Origin of the sequence: Actinotignum timonense (assembly GCF_900155575.1) — a bacterium.
Taxonomy (GTDB): Bacteria; Actinomycetota; Actinomycetes; order Actinomycetales; family Actinomycetaceae; genus Actinotignum; species Actinotignum timonense.
The window spans coordinates 1,185,573-1,202,656 of record NZ_LT706966.1; the positions used below are offsets into that span (position 1 = coordinate 1,185,573).

Consider the following 17,084-nt stretch of genomic DNA (forward strand, 5'->3'; position numbering starts at 1 on the left):
CTAGTGTTAGCGGCATGACAACACGTGCTGCTATTTACCTCCGTATCTCGCTCGATGCTGCCATGGACGGCCTCGCCATCGACCGGCAGCGCCAGGACTGCGAAGCCCTTGCCGAGCAACGCGGCTGGGACGTCGTGCATACCTACGTCGATCAGTCGATCTCCGCGTCGAAGAAGGACGTGGACCGCCCCGACTACGACGCGATGGTGGCGTCCTTTGATCGCGGCGAGATCGACGCGATCATTTGCTGGGACCTCGACCGCCTCACACGGCAGCCCTGGCAGCTCGAAGAGTGGATCGACAGGGCAGAGGAGCAGGGGCTGAAACTCGTCACTGCGAACGGTGATGCTGACCTTGCCACCGACGGCGGCAGAATGTACGCGCGCATCAAAGCAGCCGTGGCGCGCGGCGAGATCGAACGTAAAAGCATGCGCCAATCCCGTGCGCAACAGCAGCGCGCCGAGCAGGGACGCTGGTACTCCGGCGGTGTGCGCCCAATCGGCTACACCTCGACCGGCGAGATCATCCCACCCGAAGCCGCCGCCGTGCTCGGGATGTTCCGGGCTGTCGAGCGGGGCAACTCCATGCGCGACATTGCACGCGCCCTATCTGGGGTCGATCAACCGGGCTTGCCGGATATCCCGACCACGCCGCGCCATATGCACACCGTGGTCACAGAGCGCAACGCTCGACGCCGCGCTGAAGGCCAGGAAGAAAAGCCAGTTCCCGACGCGCAGCCGTGGGCCTATACGTCGTTGCACTCGATTCTGCGCAACCCCGTGTATGCCGGCTATTCCACCTACAAGAAGGCCAAACGCAAAGGCGTGAAGAACAAATACCGCCGTGTAACGCACATTGTCCGCGACCCCGATACCGGCGAGCCGGTAAAAGGGCAGTGGGAGCCGATCGTCACACCCGATCTGTGGTGGCGTGTGCAGAACGTGCTCGATGATCCCGACCGGCTGACAAACAAGGAGCGCCGGAACACTCGCCGCCATCTCGGCTCGGGTCTGTATGTCTGCGACGAGTGTGGCAATCCCGTGCGCACGCATGCCGACCGCTACCGCTGCGCCGCCTGTGGCTTAGTGCGCACGCATAGCGTCGATGATTTTGTGCTCGCCGTGATCCGCGCCCGCCTTGGTCGTGACGACCTAGCAGACCTGTTGCCGACTGCGGATGACGACGAGGTCGACGCCATCGACGACGAACTCGCTGAGCTTCGCGCAAAGCTCGCCCGCGTCCAGGCTGACTACGACGAGGAGCTTATCGAGGCCCGTGACCTCAAGCGCGCGCGAAACCGTTATGAGCCGCAGATCGAGAAACTCGAAACGCGCCGTGCCCGCCTTGCTGGCGCATCGGCGCTGCTCGACACAACCGGCTACGCCTCGCCCGTGGACGCCTTCGACAGCGCAGAGCTTGCCGTGCAGCGTCGAGTCATCAACACCCTGTGCCAGGTGCGCCTGCGCCGTGGCGTGCGCGGCACCAAGACCTTCAACCCTGAATCGGTGCAGATCGTGTGGAACTAGGTTGCAGTGTGTGGCACATCAACAATCGCGCGCATGTGCTGCGCCTTAGGGGCGGCCTAAGCAAGCGCACGACACCGTGCGCTTGCGGCGTGCGAAACTAGGCAGGAGTTTCGCGCAGCTGACGTTGGCGAGGATGACGTCAGAAGAGAGCAAGGACGAAAGGGCGTGTTGCGGGCAACCCCACTCCGTACGGGGTGAATCCAAGACATAGCGGACCAAGGACAACCACCGCCCTCCCGAGCCTAAGGCCTGTGAAAAGTACCAATATAATTAGAAAACTGGTTCTATTCCCATTTGTATTCACTCAGGGTAGTTTCCCTTTTGAGGCAATCCCGCCTCATTTCCTCTCTCAAAGGAGACTGTTATGACCCCCAAAAAGCGCACTCGGCAGTTTGCAGCGCTGCTGATTGCCTCTGCTCTGAGCGTTTCCGTATCTAACTCAGCCGTTGCTTCCGCAGAAGAATTCCAAGACCACGGCGCCAAGGGAGGCTTTGCTTCCGGTGTGATGGCCGAGCTACTCGGCGAGGCAGCACCAGCCTTCACAACCTACTGGGCATCTGTCGGCCGGAAAGTTCGCTACCCTGCAGGTGGCGGTACCTGGGAGTACGGATTCTGGGACGCTAAGGCGCGTTCTTATTTCACCGTGAATCGGTGCCATACTTCGACTGTGATCGTCAACGACAGAACGCAACGAAGCATCGACACCCGCGGCGGCCAGAAGTCGGTCGCCGAGCTTTGGGCAACGAATTTGCCGGGCACTAAGGACAGCTACTACTACGACTTCTGCTAGAACTCATGCGTATTCGACCCCTAGTACTTGGGCTTTTGAGCCTACTTCTTGCTGCAGTCATCGCGACTACTGGGTGGCTGCTGACAGCCCTGGTTGACTCCACCAAGCCCTTGTCCTTAGGGGTCGAATCAACCTTTAGTCTTGACTACGTCGAGCCTAAGACTTCACTCGCGGAGGAACTTGAGTCAGACTACGCACCGACGGTAATCCGTAACTCACTGGTTTCATTGGCCGAGCAGAACGGCTACTCCATCTACCGGCTGACTGGCACCGATGACGCAAGCGGGACTTCCCACGAGGTTTTCATCCCGCTGGAGGAAAATTATCCAGCACCGGAACGCATTCCCCGGCTCAACCGGCCGGATGCCTTGAGCCAAGCGGCCAGTGAGCTTGGGTCGCTGGATTACCACGGTGACTACGTCTTGGTTCCCAAAGCAACGGGTGGCAATGCGAACCACTTCTACGAATCGGCCAGGAATGACGGGCTCAGGCTAAGCGAAAAGACGCAGTTCCTTCACCTCATCCAATCGGTCGTATTCCGCCTGCCCGCGTTGGTGGCGATCCTGTTTCTATTTGTCGTTTCCCTTTTTGCCCTGGTATTTGTTCTTCGGGTTTCCGGTCTTAGATTGGCAGCGCTGCGCACAATAAATGGAGGGCACCGCAGTCAAAAAGGCAATTGGCGGCAATGGACCTTTGTCATCCTCCCGCACCTAGTTCTCATTGGCCTTGCGAGTACATTCCTCGCCCGCCAAGGGAGCTATTCTTTTGCCCTCCTGTTCCTCAGGTTCTACGCCGCCGGGATAGGCTTGGCCCTGGCTACCACCGGTTTGGCCGTAGCCGTCACCGCCCCATTGTTGCGCCGCGCAGTAGCGCTGCTGGGGCAGCGTGCCCCCGCAGAGAAGGCGGCGGGAAAAGCGCTGAAAGTAATTTCGGTCTTTACCTGCGTGACCTTTGTAGCAGCGGGTCTTAGCTCAGCGGCTGCGCTCCGCTCCTACCAGCAGGAATCCGAGGCCCAGCAGACCTGGAAATCTCTCGCGGAGTTTGGAGCCTTGCATTTTTCAGCCAACTTCGACGGCCCTGCTGGCCGCGTGGAAGGAGGCGAGCTCTTGCCGCCCAGTCTGCAGCAGAACTTCCGCGACTTCGCGCTCAGCTGGGAACGGGAGCACGGGGCTGTCCTCAGCCATACTTTGCCGAAAGAAGGTACCGGTGTGCCGGACTCCTGCCCCGTGGCACTTGCCAACCGCCAATGGCACGATCTGCAGGATTATCAGTTCCGTCCCGGAGACGACAACCACTCGGTCGACTATTCCGCAGCCCAAGAGCATTTCGCAGCTTCCGTGGATCTGTGGGCTCAGGAATCCGGCGACCTGCTCCTTAAATCTGCGCAAATTGGTCCGGTCAGTGCCGATCATGCGGTCGGATTCATTAGTGGAACAATGTCGGGGGAACTGGTTCCCGGCGATTGTTTTTACGTGCTTGAAACGGACGATCTATCCGGCTTCGACGCAGACTTCCTAAGCTCCACAGCTTCGAGTGAAAATTTGCTCTTCGCGGATTTCTCGGAACTGGGTCCAGAACTTACCGCTGCCGGCCTCGAAGGCTACGTCTACCCGGTACGCGCCGCCGATCGCGGTCTGGCCGAACTAGTAGCCAGCACGGCGCTGTTCTGGCTGAGTATCCTGAGCGCCCTCGGAGCTTTGCTCGCCACGCTTGCGGCCTTGATAGTCCAGGCGCGCATCCAGCTCCGAGTTCACCGTCGCCTCCTGGTACTCCTCCACAGCGCTGGGCAATCACCGGACAAAACAATGTGGCGACTATTCAAAAGCCAACTGGTCAGCCTGACAGTTGTCGTCATATTGTCCGTCCTGGCTCCGCTACTGCTTCCCAACCCGTTCCTCTACACCTTCACCGCGCTAAGCTGCCTTGTCTTAATCGTCTACCTCGGTTTTGTCCGTCTCAGTATTTCTCAGCACATGTCCGCCTCCCCTAGGAGTCACAATGTCATTGGCTAGCCCCAATCAGTCCCCCACTCTGCCGCCGGAGATTTCCACCTCTCATCTCTGTCTCGCCGCGGAGTCGACTTTTTCTGTGGGGCGCAGCACGCGGATGGTGAAGAAGTCCCTCGTGGAAAATGCAACGTTTTCCCTACCCGGGCCAGGCTTTGTCGCCATCTGTGGAGCCAGCGGTTCCGGAAAGACTTTGCTGCTCAACACCTTGGCCGGGCTCCTGCCGCCGGCGGACGGCCTCCTCCGGATAGACGGTGAGAATGCCTCCGCGTGGAGGATGAAGCGGAGGCGGAGGTTCTGGCGAGAACGCGCAGCGATAATCCACCAAGACCACGGAATCATTCCCGAACTAAGCTGCGAAGATAACCTCACCCTCGGGCTATCCAGGAAGCAATACTCCAAAGAAGAATTGCTGCACTCCCTCGGCGAAGTCGGTCTTGATGTCCCCTTCGACGGGCCGGCAGCTATTCTCAGCGGAGGCGAGCAGCAGCGGCTGGCGATCGCCCGAGCCCTGCTCCGCGGCGCGGCTTATGTGTTCGCTGACGAGCCGACCGCCTCCCTCGACCCCACTAACCGCGACCAAGTTATCGCGCTCCTGCGGCGAGCTGCGGACGGGGGCGCACTCGTTCTGGCCGCCACGCACGATGCCGCAGTTATTGCTGCCGCTGACAGCACCTTGCGCATCAATGATCGCCAGGTCACAGTCTCCGGCTCTGCGCGGGATTAAATCGCGATGCCCGCGGCCTTGGCCACCTTCCGGTACCCGGCCGCATGGTCCGCGACGCTGGCGTGGGCGTTGAGTCCGCTGGGGTTGTCGAGCACGGGCCTGACCCCCGGAAAGTAGACACGTCGGAGGTTAGCTATGCTGCTTGGGTCAGCGTAGCTGATGTGAGTGCTTCGAAGTCATTGGGGGCTAGAACGTTGCACCAGGAGTGCCGTCTGCGGGTGTTGTAGCGCATGCACCACCGGAAGACTTCTTGGCGACTGATGTCGAAGTGGTCGAATTTCGTGCGCGGTGAACCCGCCCGCCAGGAGGTGCTTGAAGTCGCTCTCGACTGGATCGCTCAGCGTGACGGCGTGAGCATCGATAACTACATGGCCAAGCACCGCGATGACGAGGACTGCAAGGAGCTGCAGACGTACTTCACCACCGTCATCGACTGGGCCGCAAGCGTGTTCAAGATGACGGACAGTTCCATGCGTGGAATCGCGTGGAACAAGCTCTATGAGCAGTACGGCGACAAGGGCTACGACGCAGCAAAGATGACCGCCGAAGCACGCGAGCTGCTTTCCGACTCGCAGGTCCAGTCGAAGAAGGGTATCTACGAGTACCTGCTCGGCGGCAAGAAAGAGACGCGGCTGCTTAACGTGCGTGTCTTCACTGAGGCTGTCAAAAAGCGCGTGTACAAGCGCCAGACAGACGCCGCCGAGAAGAACGGTGTGTCCAACTGCTCCTACTGCGCTATCGGCCACGACGAGAAGAAGGAGAAGATCTGGCCGCTCAAGGATATGGACGCTGATCACGTCACCGCATGGTCGAAGGGCGGCAAGACCGAGGAAAGCAACTGCGAGCTGCTCTGCAAGTCCCACAATCGCGCCAAAGGTAACGCTTAACCAGCGGCGACGCGGGGATCTAACAATGCTGCGTCGCTAGCGCTCGCACCCGGTAAGCCGAGCATCAGGCTGCGCTAGCGACGCCCGGCGCACATGAGTGCTGCGCTGCTGGGATACGCCTGCGACCGGCAGAGCCGGACCGAATACGGGATTGACCGTGTACACCCCGTATTCGTGCAAAGGAGCACTGCCATGTCCACTCATTCCCACACGCTTGCATCCCACGGCGAGATCCTCGCGAACCTCCCCGGCATCCTCGGATTCTACCCGAACAACTCGCTGATCCTCGCGTTCTTCGTCGACGACGAGGGCGTCGACACCATCCGCCTCGGCCCGGTCGCGCGGTTCGACCTGGACGAAGCTGTTGCAAAGCTCACCGAGAGCCGCGAGCGGTTCGCAGCGTGGGTCCACCACCTCGAACTCGACGCTGTTATCGCGTACATGATCAGCGACGACATTGCGCAGCCGGTCTTTGACGAGACGGCAACGTATCTCACTAGTGGGGCAGTGCACCTACCGCCGCTGCTCGGGGTGGTGCAGGTGCCCGAGATCGTCACCGGGGCTGCGTGGTGGTCTGTGTATCAGCATCCGCTCATCGATGAGCCGCGCCACGGTGTTGTCGGCGAGGTCGCCGCATCGGCGGCGCTGCGCCAGATGCTAGAGCACACCGGCGAGCTGCCGGAACCGAGCAAAGACGACATCGAAGCACGGTTGAACAGCACCGATCACGGCATCGACGCTGCCGAGCACGCCGACATCATCGAAGACGCGCTGGCGTATATCCCGCCCATGTTCGCGGACGTGCTGCAGCGTGAATACGAGCAGGCGGCGGCAGGGATCACCCAGCCGAGCACTCGTGCTGTTCGGTCTGCGCTGAAATGCTTCACCACGCCGCGCTTGCGAGACACGCTGCTCGCAGCGCTGCTCGATGAGCCGCAGGCTGGCCTTGCGTTCATAGAGCAGGTTATGCGCGCTGTCCCGACCAGCTGGCCGGGGATGCGGGCGCAGCTCACCGCCACTGTTGCCGTGCTCGCTCACGCCACAGGCCAGCCGGGACTAGCTGGCGTGGCTGCGCAGCGAGCCACCGAGATCGGACCAGACGAGAATTTCCCGTCTCTGGTGGCCAAGCTGACCGACATTGGCCAGGGCGAGCGGATGGTCGAACTCGTCCGCGAGGGCGCTGAGAAGACCCGCACGATCTTGTTCACCGAGTAACACCACACACCCCGTTGCAGCGATGCAACGGGGTTTCTTTTTCTCGCGGGGCCGTGGCCAGCAGAGATGCACACCTAGCGGGGCGGGGGAGAACCCCCTAGACAGCAGAGCTGTCTCCAACAGACGGATTGACCATCCATCCGAACAAGGAGGCACCTGATGCGCGACATCACCCACACCGACCTGGAACTGCTCTACCAGCTCGCCGACGGCATCGACGGCGAGGACGCCGATCCGGGCGCAGCACAAGAACTGCGCGACCTAGAGGCGGCAGGCACACCGCTGCCCTGGGCAGTGCTGTAACGACAGCTCAACCCCCGCAGCGGCAAAGCCGCTGCTTAAGTACCCAAATTGCACGGCAAATCACACCCACTCACGTAAGGAGAACCATCATGTCCAACCCCTTCAACAACGGCACCATCGTCGGCAACGCAGCTCGCGCACCCAAGCTGTTCGAGCACGCAAACGGCGGCGCGACGGTGAAGCTCAGCGTCTATGCGCGCAACACCTTCAAGAACAAGTCCACCGGCAAGGTGGAAAGCGAGATCGTGGAGCTGACCGGCTACGTCCAGGACGCCGCGAACCCCGGTGTGTTCGGCTGCATCGGCTCCGGCGATCGCGTTGCGGTGAGCTACTCGCTCAAGACCGACGTCTACACCGACAAGGACGGTGTGAAGCAGTACCCGCTGGTGGCGCGCATCGACACGGTGCAGCTGATCGATTCCAAGAAGGAGTCCGCTGCTCGCGCTGCCCGTCGCGGAGGCGAGGCGGCGACCGCCGCCCTGGCTGGCGCTGAGGGCGAAGAAGTACCGTTCTAACTACGAAACCCCGCAGGGAAACCTGCGGGGTTATTTTTTCAACCATTTCACACGCCAATTTGCTGCGAATCACTTGTGCAGTTTTACGGTGCAGTGGTGCGGTGCTTTTACTGGCGTTTCTGCTGCGCAACTCACTGCACTATGTAGTGTCTGTGACATTTCATTAACACGTAGGTTGCACTGTGTATTGGGCACCCATTTCATCGACACGTTTACTGCGCAATCAAATGCCCTGTCACTTTAATGACATGTGAATTGGGCAGTGAAGTGGTTTGTCATCCTATTGACACCTTTACTACGCAACAGAATGACAACGACATTCTGTCGGCCCTTCTACGGACATCTCTTCTGCGCAGCACATGCCCCGTCGTACACACCGACGTGCTGCGCACTATCTCCGCCACTCAACAGGCCAATTCACTGCGCAACGTAGTGACACCGGCCCCGCCTAGCCGAGATTTCTTCGATTTTCGCTGAATATCAGCCGTTTACCCGCCGCCAATGACCTACGACGCCGACGGCCCCCTGTTAGGCCCGCAGAAGGCCGTACAGGGCAGGGGAGAGCAGTGCTACAACTCCATACCGCCATCACGATCACGCTGCTGTTGCTGCTGGCGGCGCTTCTCGATGCGCTCGCGTGCACGCTGCTGCGCCCCGCCCTTCTTGCCTGAGGTCTGCGACTGCCTGAACAGCGTGTAACGCTCAAGCAACTCTGGGCTGCGATGCAGTTCTTGCACCAGGAACTTCTTATCCAAGTGCTCCAACTGTTGTCCTGACTTCACCGCTTCTTCGATGATGATGGCGGCTTCATCTTCGGCGTCCGTGTGCGCGTTGCGGCGGATCTGATCAGCCTCATCGCGGGCATCCTTGCGCGTTACTGCAGCGTCGCGTGTGGCCTCGTCGCGGATGCTCGTGGCCTCATCTCGTGCTTTGCTGCGGATCGTCTCGGCGTCGCGCTCAGCCTGCTTACGGGCCTCGTCGGTCTTGCGAGTGATCGTCTCTGCTTCGCTGCGAGCTGCGGCTGTAATATCGCCCGCCTTGGCCCGCGCAGTCTCTTCGGCTCGTTCGAGCAGCTCGTCTGCTTGCGCTTCGGCCAGGCCCAACTCCTGCTCAGCATCCTTGCGTGCTTCGCTGCGGATCTCTTCGGCTTCTTGCTCGGCCTTCTCGCGTGCTTCCTTGAGCACACGCTCGGCAACCTCGCGAGCCTGTGCTTCAGCATTCTCCTGTACGCGCTGGGCTGCTTCGCGGGCTTCTTGCGCCTGTTCAAGTTCCTTAGCAGCCTGCTCGCGGTCACGATCAATTGCGTCCATGTCGCGCTGCACGGATCGCTTCTTGACTTCCACATCATCCTCGCGCTTGGCGAGATCGCGCTCCCGGTCTTGTTGCTCGGTGTAGCGGTCGAGGTTGAGTGACTCGTCATGACGTTCGGAGACTTCTAGTTCCACCGGATAGCCGAGCGAGTGCATGTGTTCGCGCAGGCCCCGTTGCGCGTCGATGAACTTCTGGTTACCCGGGATCTGCTTGCCCTTCTTCGGGCCGGATGTGTACCGCACTGAGGTGTCAGTGTTGTACGCGATGCCGGGGCGGCAACGGAGCTTGTCGGGATCTTCGGGCTTCGGTGAGAACGTATCCGCCTGGAACTGGATGTGTGGCGTTGATTCGTCAAAGTTCATATCACCGCCAGCGACTGCGTCGATACCGCCGGGGATGAAGTTTTCTGCAAGCCAGCGCATTGACTCTTCGAGGTACTGCTTTGCTTCCTCGTAGTCGCGGGCGACATAGCGCGGACGTTTCACTTCGCGCCCGTCCACCTCACTGGTGTAGTAGTCGGGGATCTCCTTGCACATCGACTTCGGCAGATACACGACGAACAGCGACGTCTTGAAACTGTTCTTCTGCACGCGCACTCCGTCCATCCGAGGCGTCTACGGCCGCCACAGGGCCGTACAGCCGCTGCCACAAAGATGAACCAATCGAGTCGCGGCGCTACACATTTGCATCAACAGCTGCCGCTGGATCTGCTGCAGCGCGACGCGCTGCGAAACACACGTCGCTGGCGGTGCTCGTTACATGCGCTTGCGCGCATATGGCCGCCGCGAACGTGATGCGTCTGCACAGATACTGTGCTTATGGCACGGGCCGATATGGAGTGTGTTATTCGACCCGTGTTGTTATCACCCGCAGCAGCATCAACACCGCCTTGCGGCGGATGGCTCGCTGCGGGATTTGGAACACCCTGCAATAACCGCCTGGCGGCGGTGCCAGAGTGCAGGGTGTGGCTGTGCGCACCACGTAAACGATGTCGGTCTTGCCGTTCGGTTCGACGCCGTGGCACGTTCGCAAGCTCACGTTGCACACGGCGTGCGCGATGACGCGGGAAGACGCCGCAAGCGGCGTTTCCACCCGTCATCGGCCCTTACTTTAAGACCGACATACAACGACTGACGCCGTATGTGGTGCGCACAGCGTGGCGACCTGCAGATTTTGCGTAGGCACCATGTGCGCTTCGCGCATCAACGGGCCGTTTCGGGTAAGGGTCGAAGACCGCATAAAGACCCGAAACACGCAGGTCGCAGCCCCCTTCTGTGTCAAAACCCCTATGAGTTTGTCGTTATAGGGGTAGAAGGGGGAAAGGGCATAAGGGGGTGCGACGCCTCCGCTGCGCTCCGGCGCTCGGCATAGCCGAGGCACTGCACCGGGTATTACTACTCGCTGGCGCTCGCATAACCCGGTGCCCGGCGCTGGCGCGCCGCCCCTTATAGCCCCAGTCTCAGACCTCGCTCGCTCGGTCTGGCTGGTGCTGTCTTGCCCTCCGCTGCGCTCCGGTCAAGATGCCCAATAGTGCAGCTGGCGCTGCACCTTGTGTGATGACCCATGCTCTGTATTACGACACTGCTGGCAATCCGATATATCCCGTCGATATGTATTCGGATATGCCAGCATCGATGTGTCGTGTTTGGGTCATCACGAAACGCTCCATCACGGCAAGCGTGCCGTAATGGATATTGGCGTATCTCACGACGCGGCATTATGCGGCATGCGCCGCATATCACTTGCCGTCGCGGTTGCATCTTCAGCAGCACAGCTGCTGAAATCTGCTCTGTCCACGCTGCTGTCTTTGCTGCGCCCACGGCCCCGTCTTCGGCATAGCTGACGTCCACACAAGACTATGCCGGCCAGAACCGCGCATAACAGCAGCGCGACATACCGCCAGCCATGTGGCGGATGATCCAGGCGACGGGGCAGACGTGTATATGCCCCGTCGCCGATACCGGCGCAAGCATCGTGACAGTGTCACGTGTAGCGGTGCCGCAGCCACCCGCACACACGCGAAAACCCCGCCCTTGCGAGCGGGGTGTGTGGCGACATCAAACGTGACGGCTGTACGTCGTCACGCCGCGTGGCCGTACACACATGAGGTGATTGCGTGTACGGCTAAAGGGTTAGTCGGGTACAACTTCTAGATGCCGCTTCGGCTTACTGCCCTCGGTGCTCTCAGGCGTGTCGCCGTAACCGTTCTCAGGTGTATCGCTGTCCCCTTCGGTGCTGGCGGACTTGTCACCGTCGAGATTCACCTCGAACTCTTCGGCATACTTGCGCAACTGCGCAAGGCGCTCCTTTGTCGCTTTGTGTGCACGGCGCGCCTCGTTCACGGTATCTTTTGCTTGCTGCTCATCGCGCAGCGCTGCTGCGTAATCGTCTCTGAAAGACATGGTTTGTTCTCCTTGGTTGAATGAACTGTTTATTTGGACTCGGGGCACGACGGTGGAGCGCGCGTGTGTAGTAGCACGGCCATCACCCATCAGCCCTCGCACTCAGTTCAAGACCCAGCCTGACTAGCTGAGCTAAGCGGCGGGATCTCGTCGTAGGCGGGTTTGTCCGCATTAGTGCTTCACACCGCCCAGCACCGTGACGAGCTGCTGGCGCTGCTCATCTGTCAGTTGGGGCGCTGCATTCACGACGGCATCGACGAAGCCGTCGAATAGCTGCGGGGCAGGGCGGCGTGCGGCCGCGAGGTAGGCGTCGAGATCGTCTTGGCGAATCCGATAGGCGGTGCCGAAACGGTGGAATGAAAGACGGCCCTCTTTAATAGCTTTTCGCAACGTGGACTCGGAGCCGACGCCGAGATCGGCGAGTTCCTGCAGCGTGTAAAAGCGTGGCGCGACGGCGATAGTCGTGTCCTTTTCGGACATAGAAAAACGCTCCTGGGCAGATTGATCTGTCCCGGAGCGGGGTGCTTTACCGGCTTGCTATTCAGGCGGCTTGGAGTGCCGTGCTCAACTCGCTAGAACGGTGGTCTGCCGTCCCATCGCTTTACGGGAGCGCTTACTCCCTACCTGACCGCTTTTGTGGTTGGCAATGCCGTTGCCGACCGGTCTATCTCGTCGGAGGAACCGCGCCTATCACGGTCGAGAGGCTGTCTCTTTATGAATTATCCTCGGGGTTATCCCCCGTATGCGGCTGGCTAAACCAAAAACGAATTAAAACGCCACATACGGTCTGGGGGCCATCGTACGGAACTTATGCGTCGCGCACAATAGCCTGCGACCTAATCTTTACGAATCGAACCGAGCACGTTTCTACACGCCACGTGGCACGGCTGGGGTGTTGTGGTGGGGCAGCTGTTGTGTGGCGGCATGGTGACACGCAAGGGGCGCGCCTTTTTGTGACCTGTGACACGTCTATAGTGTGCTCGTTTCGTAGTTTTGACCTCGTTTCGTAATTTGCCGATCAAAATACGAAAAAATTACGAAACGCTCTACCTGCGGTTTCGTAGAACTACGAAAATCGGAAAACCAAATTACGAAACACGCGATAACGCTGTGACCTGCACAGACACGTCACATTTCGGGGATGTTTCGTAATTTTGCGGCATTTCGACCCAAACCTTTTAAGGGAGAGACACAGACACACATTACGGGCACATGTCTACGACATAGACCGTCCTCATTGAGGGCACGCTGCAGGGGTTGTAGCTATGTGACACGGCCGGGATGCTGCGTCACGGTGACACGCAAGGGGCGCGCCTTTTTATGACCTGTGACACGTCTGTAGCGCGCTCGTTTCGTAGTTTTGACCTCGTTTCGTAATTTGCCGATCAAAATACGAAAAAATTACGAAACGCTCTACCTGCGGTTTCGTGATTTCCGCAAACGAAAAGAACAAAACTACGAAACACGCGATAACGCTGTGACCTGCATAGACACGTCACATTTCGGCGGTGTTTCGTAATTTTGCGGTATTTCGACCCAAACCTTTTAAGAGAGAGACACAGACACGCATTGCAGGCGCATGTCTACGACACAGAGCGTCCTCGTTGAGGGCACGCTGCAGGGGTTGCAGCTATGTGACACGGGACACAATCGCAATCAAGGTGTCTCTTCTTATTTAGATTTTCTTCAAAAAGTGGAAAAATTACGAAACGAAAACCATTTACGCTGCTCAACGTATGTTTTTGTGTTTCGTAGTTTTGTTCTTTTCGTTTACGAGATTACGAAATGACCCGCAAATACCTACCGTGACCTGCGGTGATGTGTTTCGTATTTTTCTGCGTAATTTCACGTCGCCCGAAGCAGACACCCTGCCGTGTGCTTGCTGCAGGGCTGCGGCCGTCCCTCCATGTGGAGCGTCAGTGTCGATGCTGTAACTTAAACGTACATACATTTGTGGCGCTCTCGTTACGTGTCTGTGCATTGCCGAGCTCTTTACTGTTGTGTGTGGGCGCGCAGCCGTAGTGTCCGTGCCACTCCGAGTAGGGCGCGTCGTACCCCAAACCCATGTTCAATTAAATTCCAATCCAGAGAGGTCTTGCACTGTTGCGGTGCGGTTGTCTTCTTTCTCACCGTATTGGACCCTGCGAAATTAATTGGATACGATAGGCCCATGTTGATTTCAGGTTCCGTTTTCATGCGGCCGCTCACCAGCCGCTAAGGCGGTTTTCTCCCTCCCGCAGGTTAGAAACCGCTCCGGTCCTTTAGCCGGGCGGCCATTTGCCATGCCCGGCTCCGTTTCAACTCCACGGAGCACACCTGATGTCTACATACGGATACGGCCGTCACGAACATGGCCAAAATTTTCTCACAGACCACAAGATCATCAACTCCATCGTCGATCTTGTAAAACAAACCTCCGGCCCCATCATTGAGATCGGGCCAGGAAGCGGTGCCCTCACTCACCCGATATCCCACTTGGGGAGGGCAATAACGGCAGTTGAGGTAGACGCAAAACTAGCTGCCAAACTCACAAAAAAGACCGCCTCGGCGTCGGTCGAAGTGGTCCATGATGATTTCCTCAACTTCCCGTTACCCGCCACTCCCTGCGTCGTTGTGGGAAACATTCCCTTTCACCTCACCACTGCCATTCTTCGAAAGTTGTTGCATGCGCCGGCATGGACTGCCGCTGTACTCCTCATGCAGTGGGAAGTCGCTCGCCGCCGGGCCGGGGTAGGTGCAAGCACGATGATGACAGCTCAGTGGTCCCCATGGTTCACGTTTCACCTTGGTTCCCGAGTACCAAGGTCTGCTTTCCGGCCACAGCCAAACGTTGACGGGGGGATCTTAGTGATCCGCCGGGTGGGTGACCCGAAGATCCCGATAGAGCAACGCAAAGCCTTTCAGGCGATGGTGCACACCGTTTTCACCGCCCGGGGACGCGGGATAGGGGAAATTCTCCGAAGGGCAGGGTTGTTTTCATCACGTTCAGAGACACAATCATGGTTGCGCTCGCGAGGAATCGACCCCGCAACCCTACCTCCCAGATTGCACACCAGCGACTGGATCGATCTCTTCCAGGTGACTGGTTCCTCTTCACCGCGCCATCGGCCCATTTCACAATCGGGAAGTAGTCAACGCCCTCCTCAACGGAAAAATCGAGGCCGGCGGCGGTAATCCCCCCACCACCAAAACCGAAATCCACCAGTAGTAGTGAACGACCCATGTTCGTCTACCGTGAGCCGCGTTATGGCAGTGACGTGTTCTCGTCGGGCACAGTCATAGTTCCCGGCGTTGCCAGCGACAGGGTTCTGCACCCAGCAGCGGGACCGATCAAAATCACCCGCACGGGGAACGACCCTGCTGGTGGTTTCGATTTTGATGAAAGCGAGGAGACATAGCCCCTCGCCAACTCCCCGTAGCTGGCGAACAGTAGCTCCTGGCGCTGGCGCTCGTTGGTGAGTTTGCGTGCCACATCGAAAGCCTTATCGACTTCCCGGTCCAAGTTGTTGTGAGCCTTGAGCAGAATTGGGTCCATCGATAACGGGTTGTAGTGCTCCGCGAGTGACCGCTGGGGGTGCCGCTCGCGTGCCCGCAGCACCAACTGTCCAGCGTCGATGATTCGCTGCTGCGCCTTCTCATCTAGTTCACACAGAGCTGGTCCGCAGTTGTAGCTCCCGATGTACTCCGAAAAACGGAAAAAATAAATAGTGGGGATACATCAACCTTCCACTTTCCATTCTTCCGGCTCAGAGTATTGAGGGGTCTGGGACCGGGTCCGTAAACCCTTTATGTTTTTCGCGCACAGCGGTTTTTAGCGACGCACCCTATAGGTTTTCCGCAGAACCTATATGTGTTTCTGTGCACCCCCATATGTTGTCTGTTTCTAGCGGTATTTCGGAGTGTGTCAAGTTGTTTGTGTGTGAGCATTGTTTATAAATACTTATTAAACCGGTCAGGGTAGGCCACGGACATCTGGTTAATAGCAGTTTTCCAGCCCTGGACCCGAGCACCCTCAACATAATGGCCTACATCCACACTCCCTTTCCTCGATTCCTTCGCAAGCTTGGCAGCCCGCCGATCCTCAATATGACAAATCATCAACCACAACGCCTTGATCGCCGCCTCGTCGTTCGGGAACTGACGCCGGTTACGCGTAGCCTTACGCAACTGGCTGTTAAACGACTCGATAGCATTCGTCGTGTAAATAACCTTGCGCGCTGCCGGCGGGAAGCCCAAGAAAGGCGTGAAACGCTCCCACGCGTCCCTCCAGACCTTCACTGATTGGGGATACTTCAACCCAAGGTCACTTACCGCGAACTCTTCTAAAGCACACCTAGCGGCTTCCTCGCTTGGTGCCGTATACACGGCACGCAACGCCGCCGATACGGCCTTACGGTCCTGGTAGTTCACCCACCGATTCGCTGCCCGAATCAAATGCACGATACAGGTCTGTACCATCGAGTCCGGCCAGGTAGCCTCCACCGCTTGAGGTAAGCCTTTCAGACCGTCACAACACACGATAAACACGTCTTTCACGCCCCGGTTAGCCAGTTGGGCACACACACTCGCCCAGAAAGAAGCGCCTTCCTCACGGGCGATCCACAAGCCCAAAACGTGTTTGACGCCGTCCATGTTCACGCCGATAGCCATATAGGCACTCTTGCCTACCACGCGTCCTCCATCGCGTACTTTGATCCGGATCGCGTCAAGGAAAATCACGGGATAAAACTCGTCTAACTGGCGGTTTTGCCAGGTGAGTACTTCGTCAAGGACCGCGTCAGTGATTGCGCTGATCGTCTCCGGGGATACCTCTAGGCGCAGGGAGGTGGCTAGGTGGTGGTGGATATCGCGTACGCTCATCCCGCCGGCATACAAGCTCACGATCATGTCATCCACGTCTGTCAGGCGCCGCGCGCCTTTAGGGACCATGGTCGGGCGGAACGTGCCGGCCCTGTCACGGGGAATATCCACGGTGATCATCCCGTAGTTCGTGGCCACGGTTTTCGGGTAGCTACCGTTACGGTAGTTCCCCATGCTCTCGGCGCCGGCTTCGGCTTTGGCTTTACGGTCTGAGTGTGCGTAGCCTAAATGGGCATCCATCTCGGCTTGAAGGCCACGCGTGATCGAGGCTTGGAGCATGCCGCGTACCAGGTCGTTAGCGTTAGTAGTAGACGTGGCTAGCTCGCCGATCAGCTCGGCCATTTGCGGGTTAGCCAGGAGTTTCTTCTCGATGGCATCGATACGCTGCTTGTCTTCAGGGTCTTGTTTCACGGTAGTCATTCTGGTTTATCTCCTAGGTGGTTTTCACCCTCACACACAAACCATTAGACACTCTCGTATTTCGTTGTACTTTGCGCATCGAATAGTTATTTATCGACGACACTCCGTCGAATTCCGTTTTA

14 protein-coding genes and 1 pseudogene are annotated in these 17,084 nt (G+C 58.6%); 9 read left to right on the forward strand and 6 right to left on the reverse strand.

From position 1 onward, the window contains the following. The first annotated feature begins 14 nt into the window (after window positions 1-14). The 4 genes from CZ322_RS04955 (at window position 15) to CZ322_RS04970 (ending at window position 5,049) form a co-directional block, all read left to right on the forward strand. Window positions 15-1,526, forward strand: coding sequence for a recombinase family protein (locus CZ322_RS04955; protein ID WP_016456437.1), 1,512 nt, complete (start codon window positions 15-17; stop codon window positions 1,524-1,526). A gap of 364 nt (window positions 1,527-1,890) precedes the next feature. Then, window positions 1,891-2,316, forward strand: a complete 426-nt coding sequence (locus tag CZ322_RS04960; protein ID WP_016456436.1) for a lactococcin 972 family bacteriocin — start codon at window positions 1,891-1,893, stop codon at window positions 2,314-2,316. A gap of 227 nt (window positions 2,317-2,543) precedes the next feature. Next, a complete protein-coding gene (locus CZ322_RS04965) occupies window positions 2,544-4,328 on the forward strand; it encodes a hypothetical protein (protein ID WP_231376317.1) in 1,785 nt (594 codons plus the stop codon). A gap of 76 nt (window positions 4,329-4,404) precedes the next feature. Then, on the forward strand, window positions 4,405-5,049 hold the full coding sequence (locus CZ322_RS04970) for an ATP-binding cassette domain-containing protein (protein WP_159455000.1): 645 nt from the start codon (window positions 4,405-4,407) through the stop codon (window positions 5,047-5,049). Window positions 5,050-5,182: 133 nt separating this feature from the next. On the opposite strand, the pseudogene CZ322_RS10255 reads toward CZ322_RS04970, so the two are convergent. After that, window positions 5,183-5,305: pseudogene (locus CZ322_RS10255) on the reverse strand (IS3-like element IS1206 family transposase); the annotation flags it as partial. Between the two features lie 4 nt (window positions 5,306-5,309). On the opposite strand from CZ322_RS10255, the gene CZ322_RS04975 reads away from it, so the two are divergent. The 4 genes from CZ322_RS04975 (at window position 5,310) to CZ322_RS04985 (ending at window position 7,969) form a co-directional block, all read left to right on the forward strand. Beyond that, entirely contained in the window at window positions 5,310-5,936 is a 627-nt protein-coding gene (locus tag CZ322_RS04975) for an HNH endonuclease (protein WP_016456433.1), read from the forward strand. Between the two features lie 192 nt (window positions 5,937-6,128). Continuing rightward, entirely contained in the window at window positions 6,129-7,151 is a 1,023-nt protein-coding gene (locus tag CZ322_RS04980; protein ID WP_016456432.1) for a DUF4192 domain-containing protein, read from the forward strand. A 159-nt stretch (window positions 7,152-7,310) separates the two neighbouring features. Continuing rightward, window positions 7,311-7,454: a hypothetical protein gene (locus CZ322_RS10120; RefSeq protein ID WP_016456431.1), complete on the forward strand. Its 144-nt coding sequence runs from the start codon at window positions 7,311-7,313 to the stop codon at window positions 7,452-7,454. Between the two features lie 89 nt (window positions 7,455-7,543). Next, window positions 7,544-7,969, forward strand: coding sequence for a single-stranded DNA-binding protein (locus CZ322_RS04985; protein ID WP_016456430.1), 426 nt, complete (start codon window positions 7,544-7,546; stop codon window positions 7,967-7,969). A gap of 569 nt (window positions 7,970-8,538) precedes the next feature. On the opposite strand, the gene CZ322_RS04990 is transcribed toward CZ322_RS04985, so the two are convergent. The 3 genes from CZ322_RS04990 to CZ322_RS05000 all read right to left on the reverse strand — a co-directional run bounded on the left by CZ322_RS04990 (window position 8,539) and on the right by CZ322_RS05000 (window position 12,162). Next, on the reverse strand, window positions 8,539-9,870 hold the full coding sequence (locus CZ322_RS04990; protein ID WP_219619194.1) for a hypothetical protein: 1,332 nt from the start codon (window positions 9,868-9,870) through the stop codon (window positions 8,539-8,541). Between the two features lie 1,542 nt (window positions 9,871-11,412). Continuing rightward, the gene (locus tag CZ322_RS04995) at window positions 11,413-11,682 is read right to left on the reverse strand and encodes a hypothetical protein (protein WP_087070462.1); all 270 of its coding nucleotides are present in this window, start codon (window positions 11,680-11,682) and stop codon (window positions 11,413-11,415) included. A gap of 171 nt (window positions 11,683-11,853) precedes the next feature. Then, entirely contained in the window at window positions 11,854-12,162 is a 309-nt protein-coding gene (locus tag CZ322_RS05000) for a helix-turn-helix domain-containing protein (protein ID WP_016456427.1), read from the reverse strand. A gap of 1,839 nt (window positions 12,163-14,001) precedes the next feature. Between CZ322_RS05000 and erm the strand changes: the two genes are divergently transcribed. Then, on the forward strand, window positions 14,002-14,856 hold the full coding sequence (gene erm / locus CZ322_RS05005) for a 23S ribosomal RNA methyltransferase Erm (RefSeq protein WP_087070463.1): 855 nt from the start codon (window positions 14,002-14,004) through the stop codon (window positions 14,854-14,856). Window positions 14,857-14,926: 70 nt separating this feature from the next. Here erm and CZ322_RS05010 read toward each other — a convergent pair whose 3' ends face one another. Beyond that, a complete protein-coding gene (locus tag CZ322_RS05010; RefSeq protein WP_425304311.1) occupies window positions 14,927-15,397 on the reverse strand; it encodes a type IIL restriction-modification enzyme MmeI in 471 nt (156 codons plus the stop codon). Between the two features lie 215 nt (window positions 15,398-15,612). Beyond that, window positions 15,613-16,962, reverse strand: coding sequence for an IS256 family transposase (locus CZ322_RS05015; protein ID WP_087070464.1), 1,350 nt, complete (start codon window positions 16,960-16,962; stop codon window positions 15,613-15,615). Between the last annotated feature and the right edge of the window lie 122 nt (window positions 16,963-17,084).

Excerpts from the sequence above, each read along its gene's own strand:
- CZ322_RS04955 (WP_016456437.1), top strand. The coding sequence starts at position 15 with ATGACAACACGTGCTGCTATTTACCTCCGTATCTCGCTCGATGCTGCC.
- CZ322_RS04960 (WP_016456436.1), top strand. The coding sequence starts at position 1,891 with ATGACCCCCAAAAAGCGCACTCGGCAGTTTGCAGCGCTGCTGATTGCC.
- CZ322_RS04975 (WP_016456433.1), top strand. The coding sequence starts at position 5,310 with ATGTCGAAGTGGTCGAATTTCGTGCGCGGTGAACCCGCCCGCCAGGAG.
- CZ322_RS04980 (WP_016456432.1), top strand. The coding sequence starts at position 6,129 with ATGTCCACTCATTCCCACACGCTTGCATCCCACGGCGAGATCCTCGCG.
- CZ322_RS10120 (WP_016456431.1), top strand. The coding sequence starts at position 7,311 with ATGCGCGACATCACCCACACCGACCTGGAACTGCTCTACCAGCTCGCC.
- CZ322_RS04985 (WP_016456430.1), top strand. The coding sequence starts at position 7,544 with ATGTCCAACCCCTTCAACAACGGCACCATCGTCGGCAACGCAGCTCGC.
- CZ322_RS04995 (WP_087070462.1), bottom strand. The coding sequence starts at position 11,682 with ATGTCTTTCAGAGACGATTACGCAGCAGCGCTGCGCGATGAGCAGCAA.
- CZ322_RS05000 (WP_016456427.1), bottom strand. The coding sequence starts at position 12,162 with ATGTCCGAAAAGGACACGACTATCGCCGTCGCGCCACGCTTTTACACG.
- erm (WP_087070463.1), top strand. The coding sequence starts at position 14,002 with ATGTCTACATACGGATACGGCCGTCACGAACATGGCCAAAATTTTCTC.
- CZ322_RS05015 (WP_087070464.1), bottom strand. The coding sequence starts at position 16,962 with ATGACTACCGTGAAACAAGACCCTGAAGACAAGCAGCGTATCGATGCC.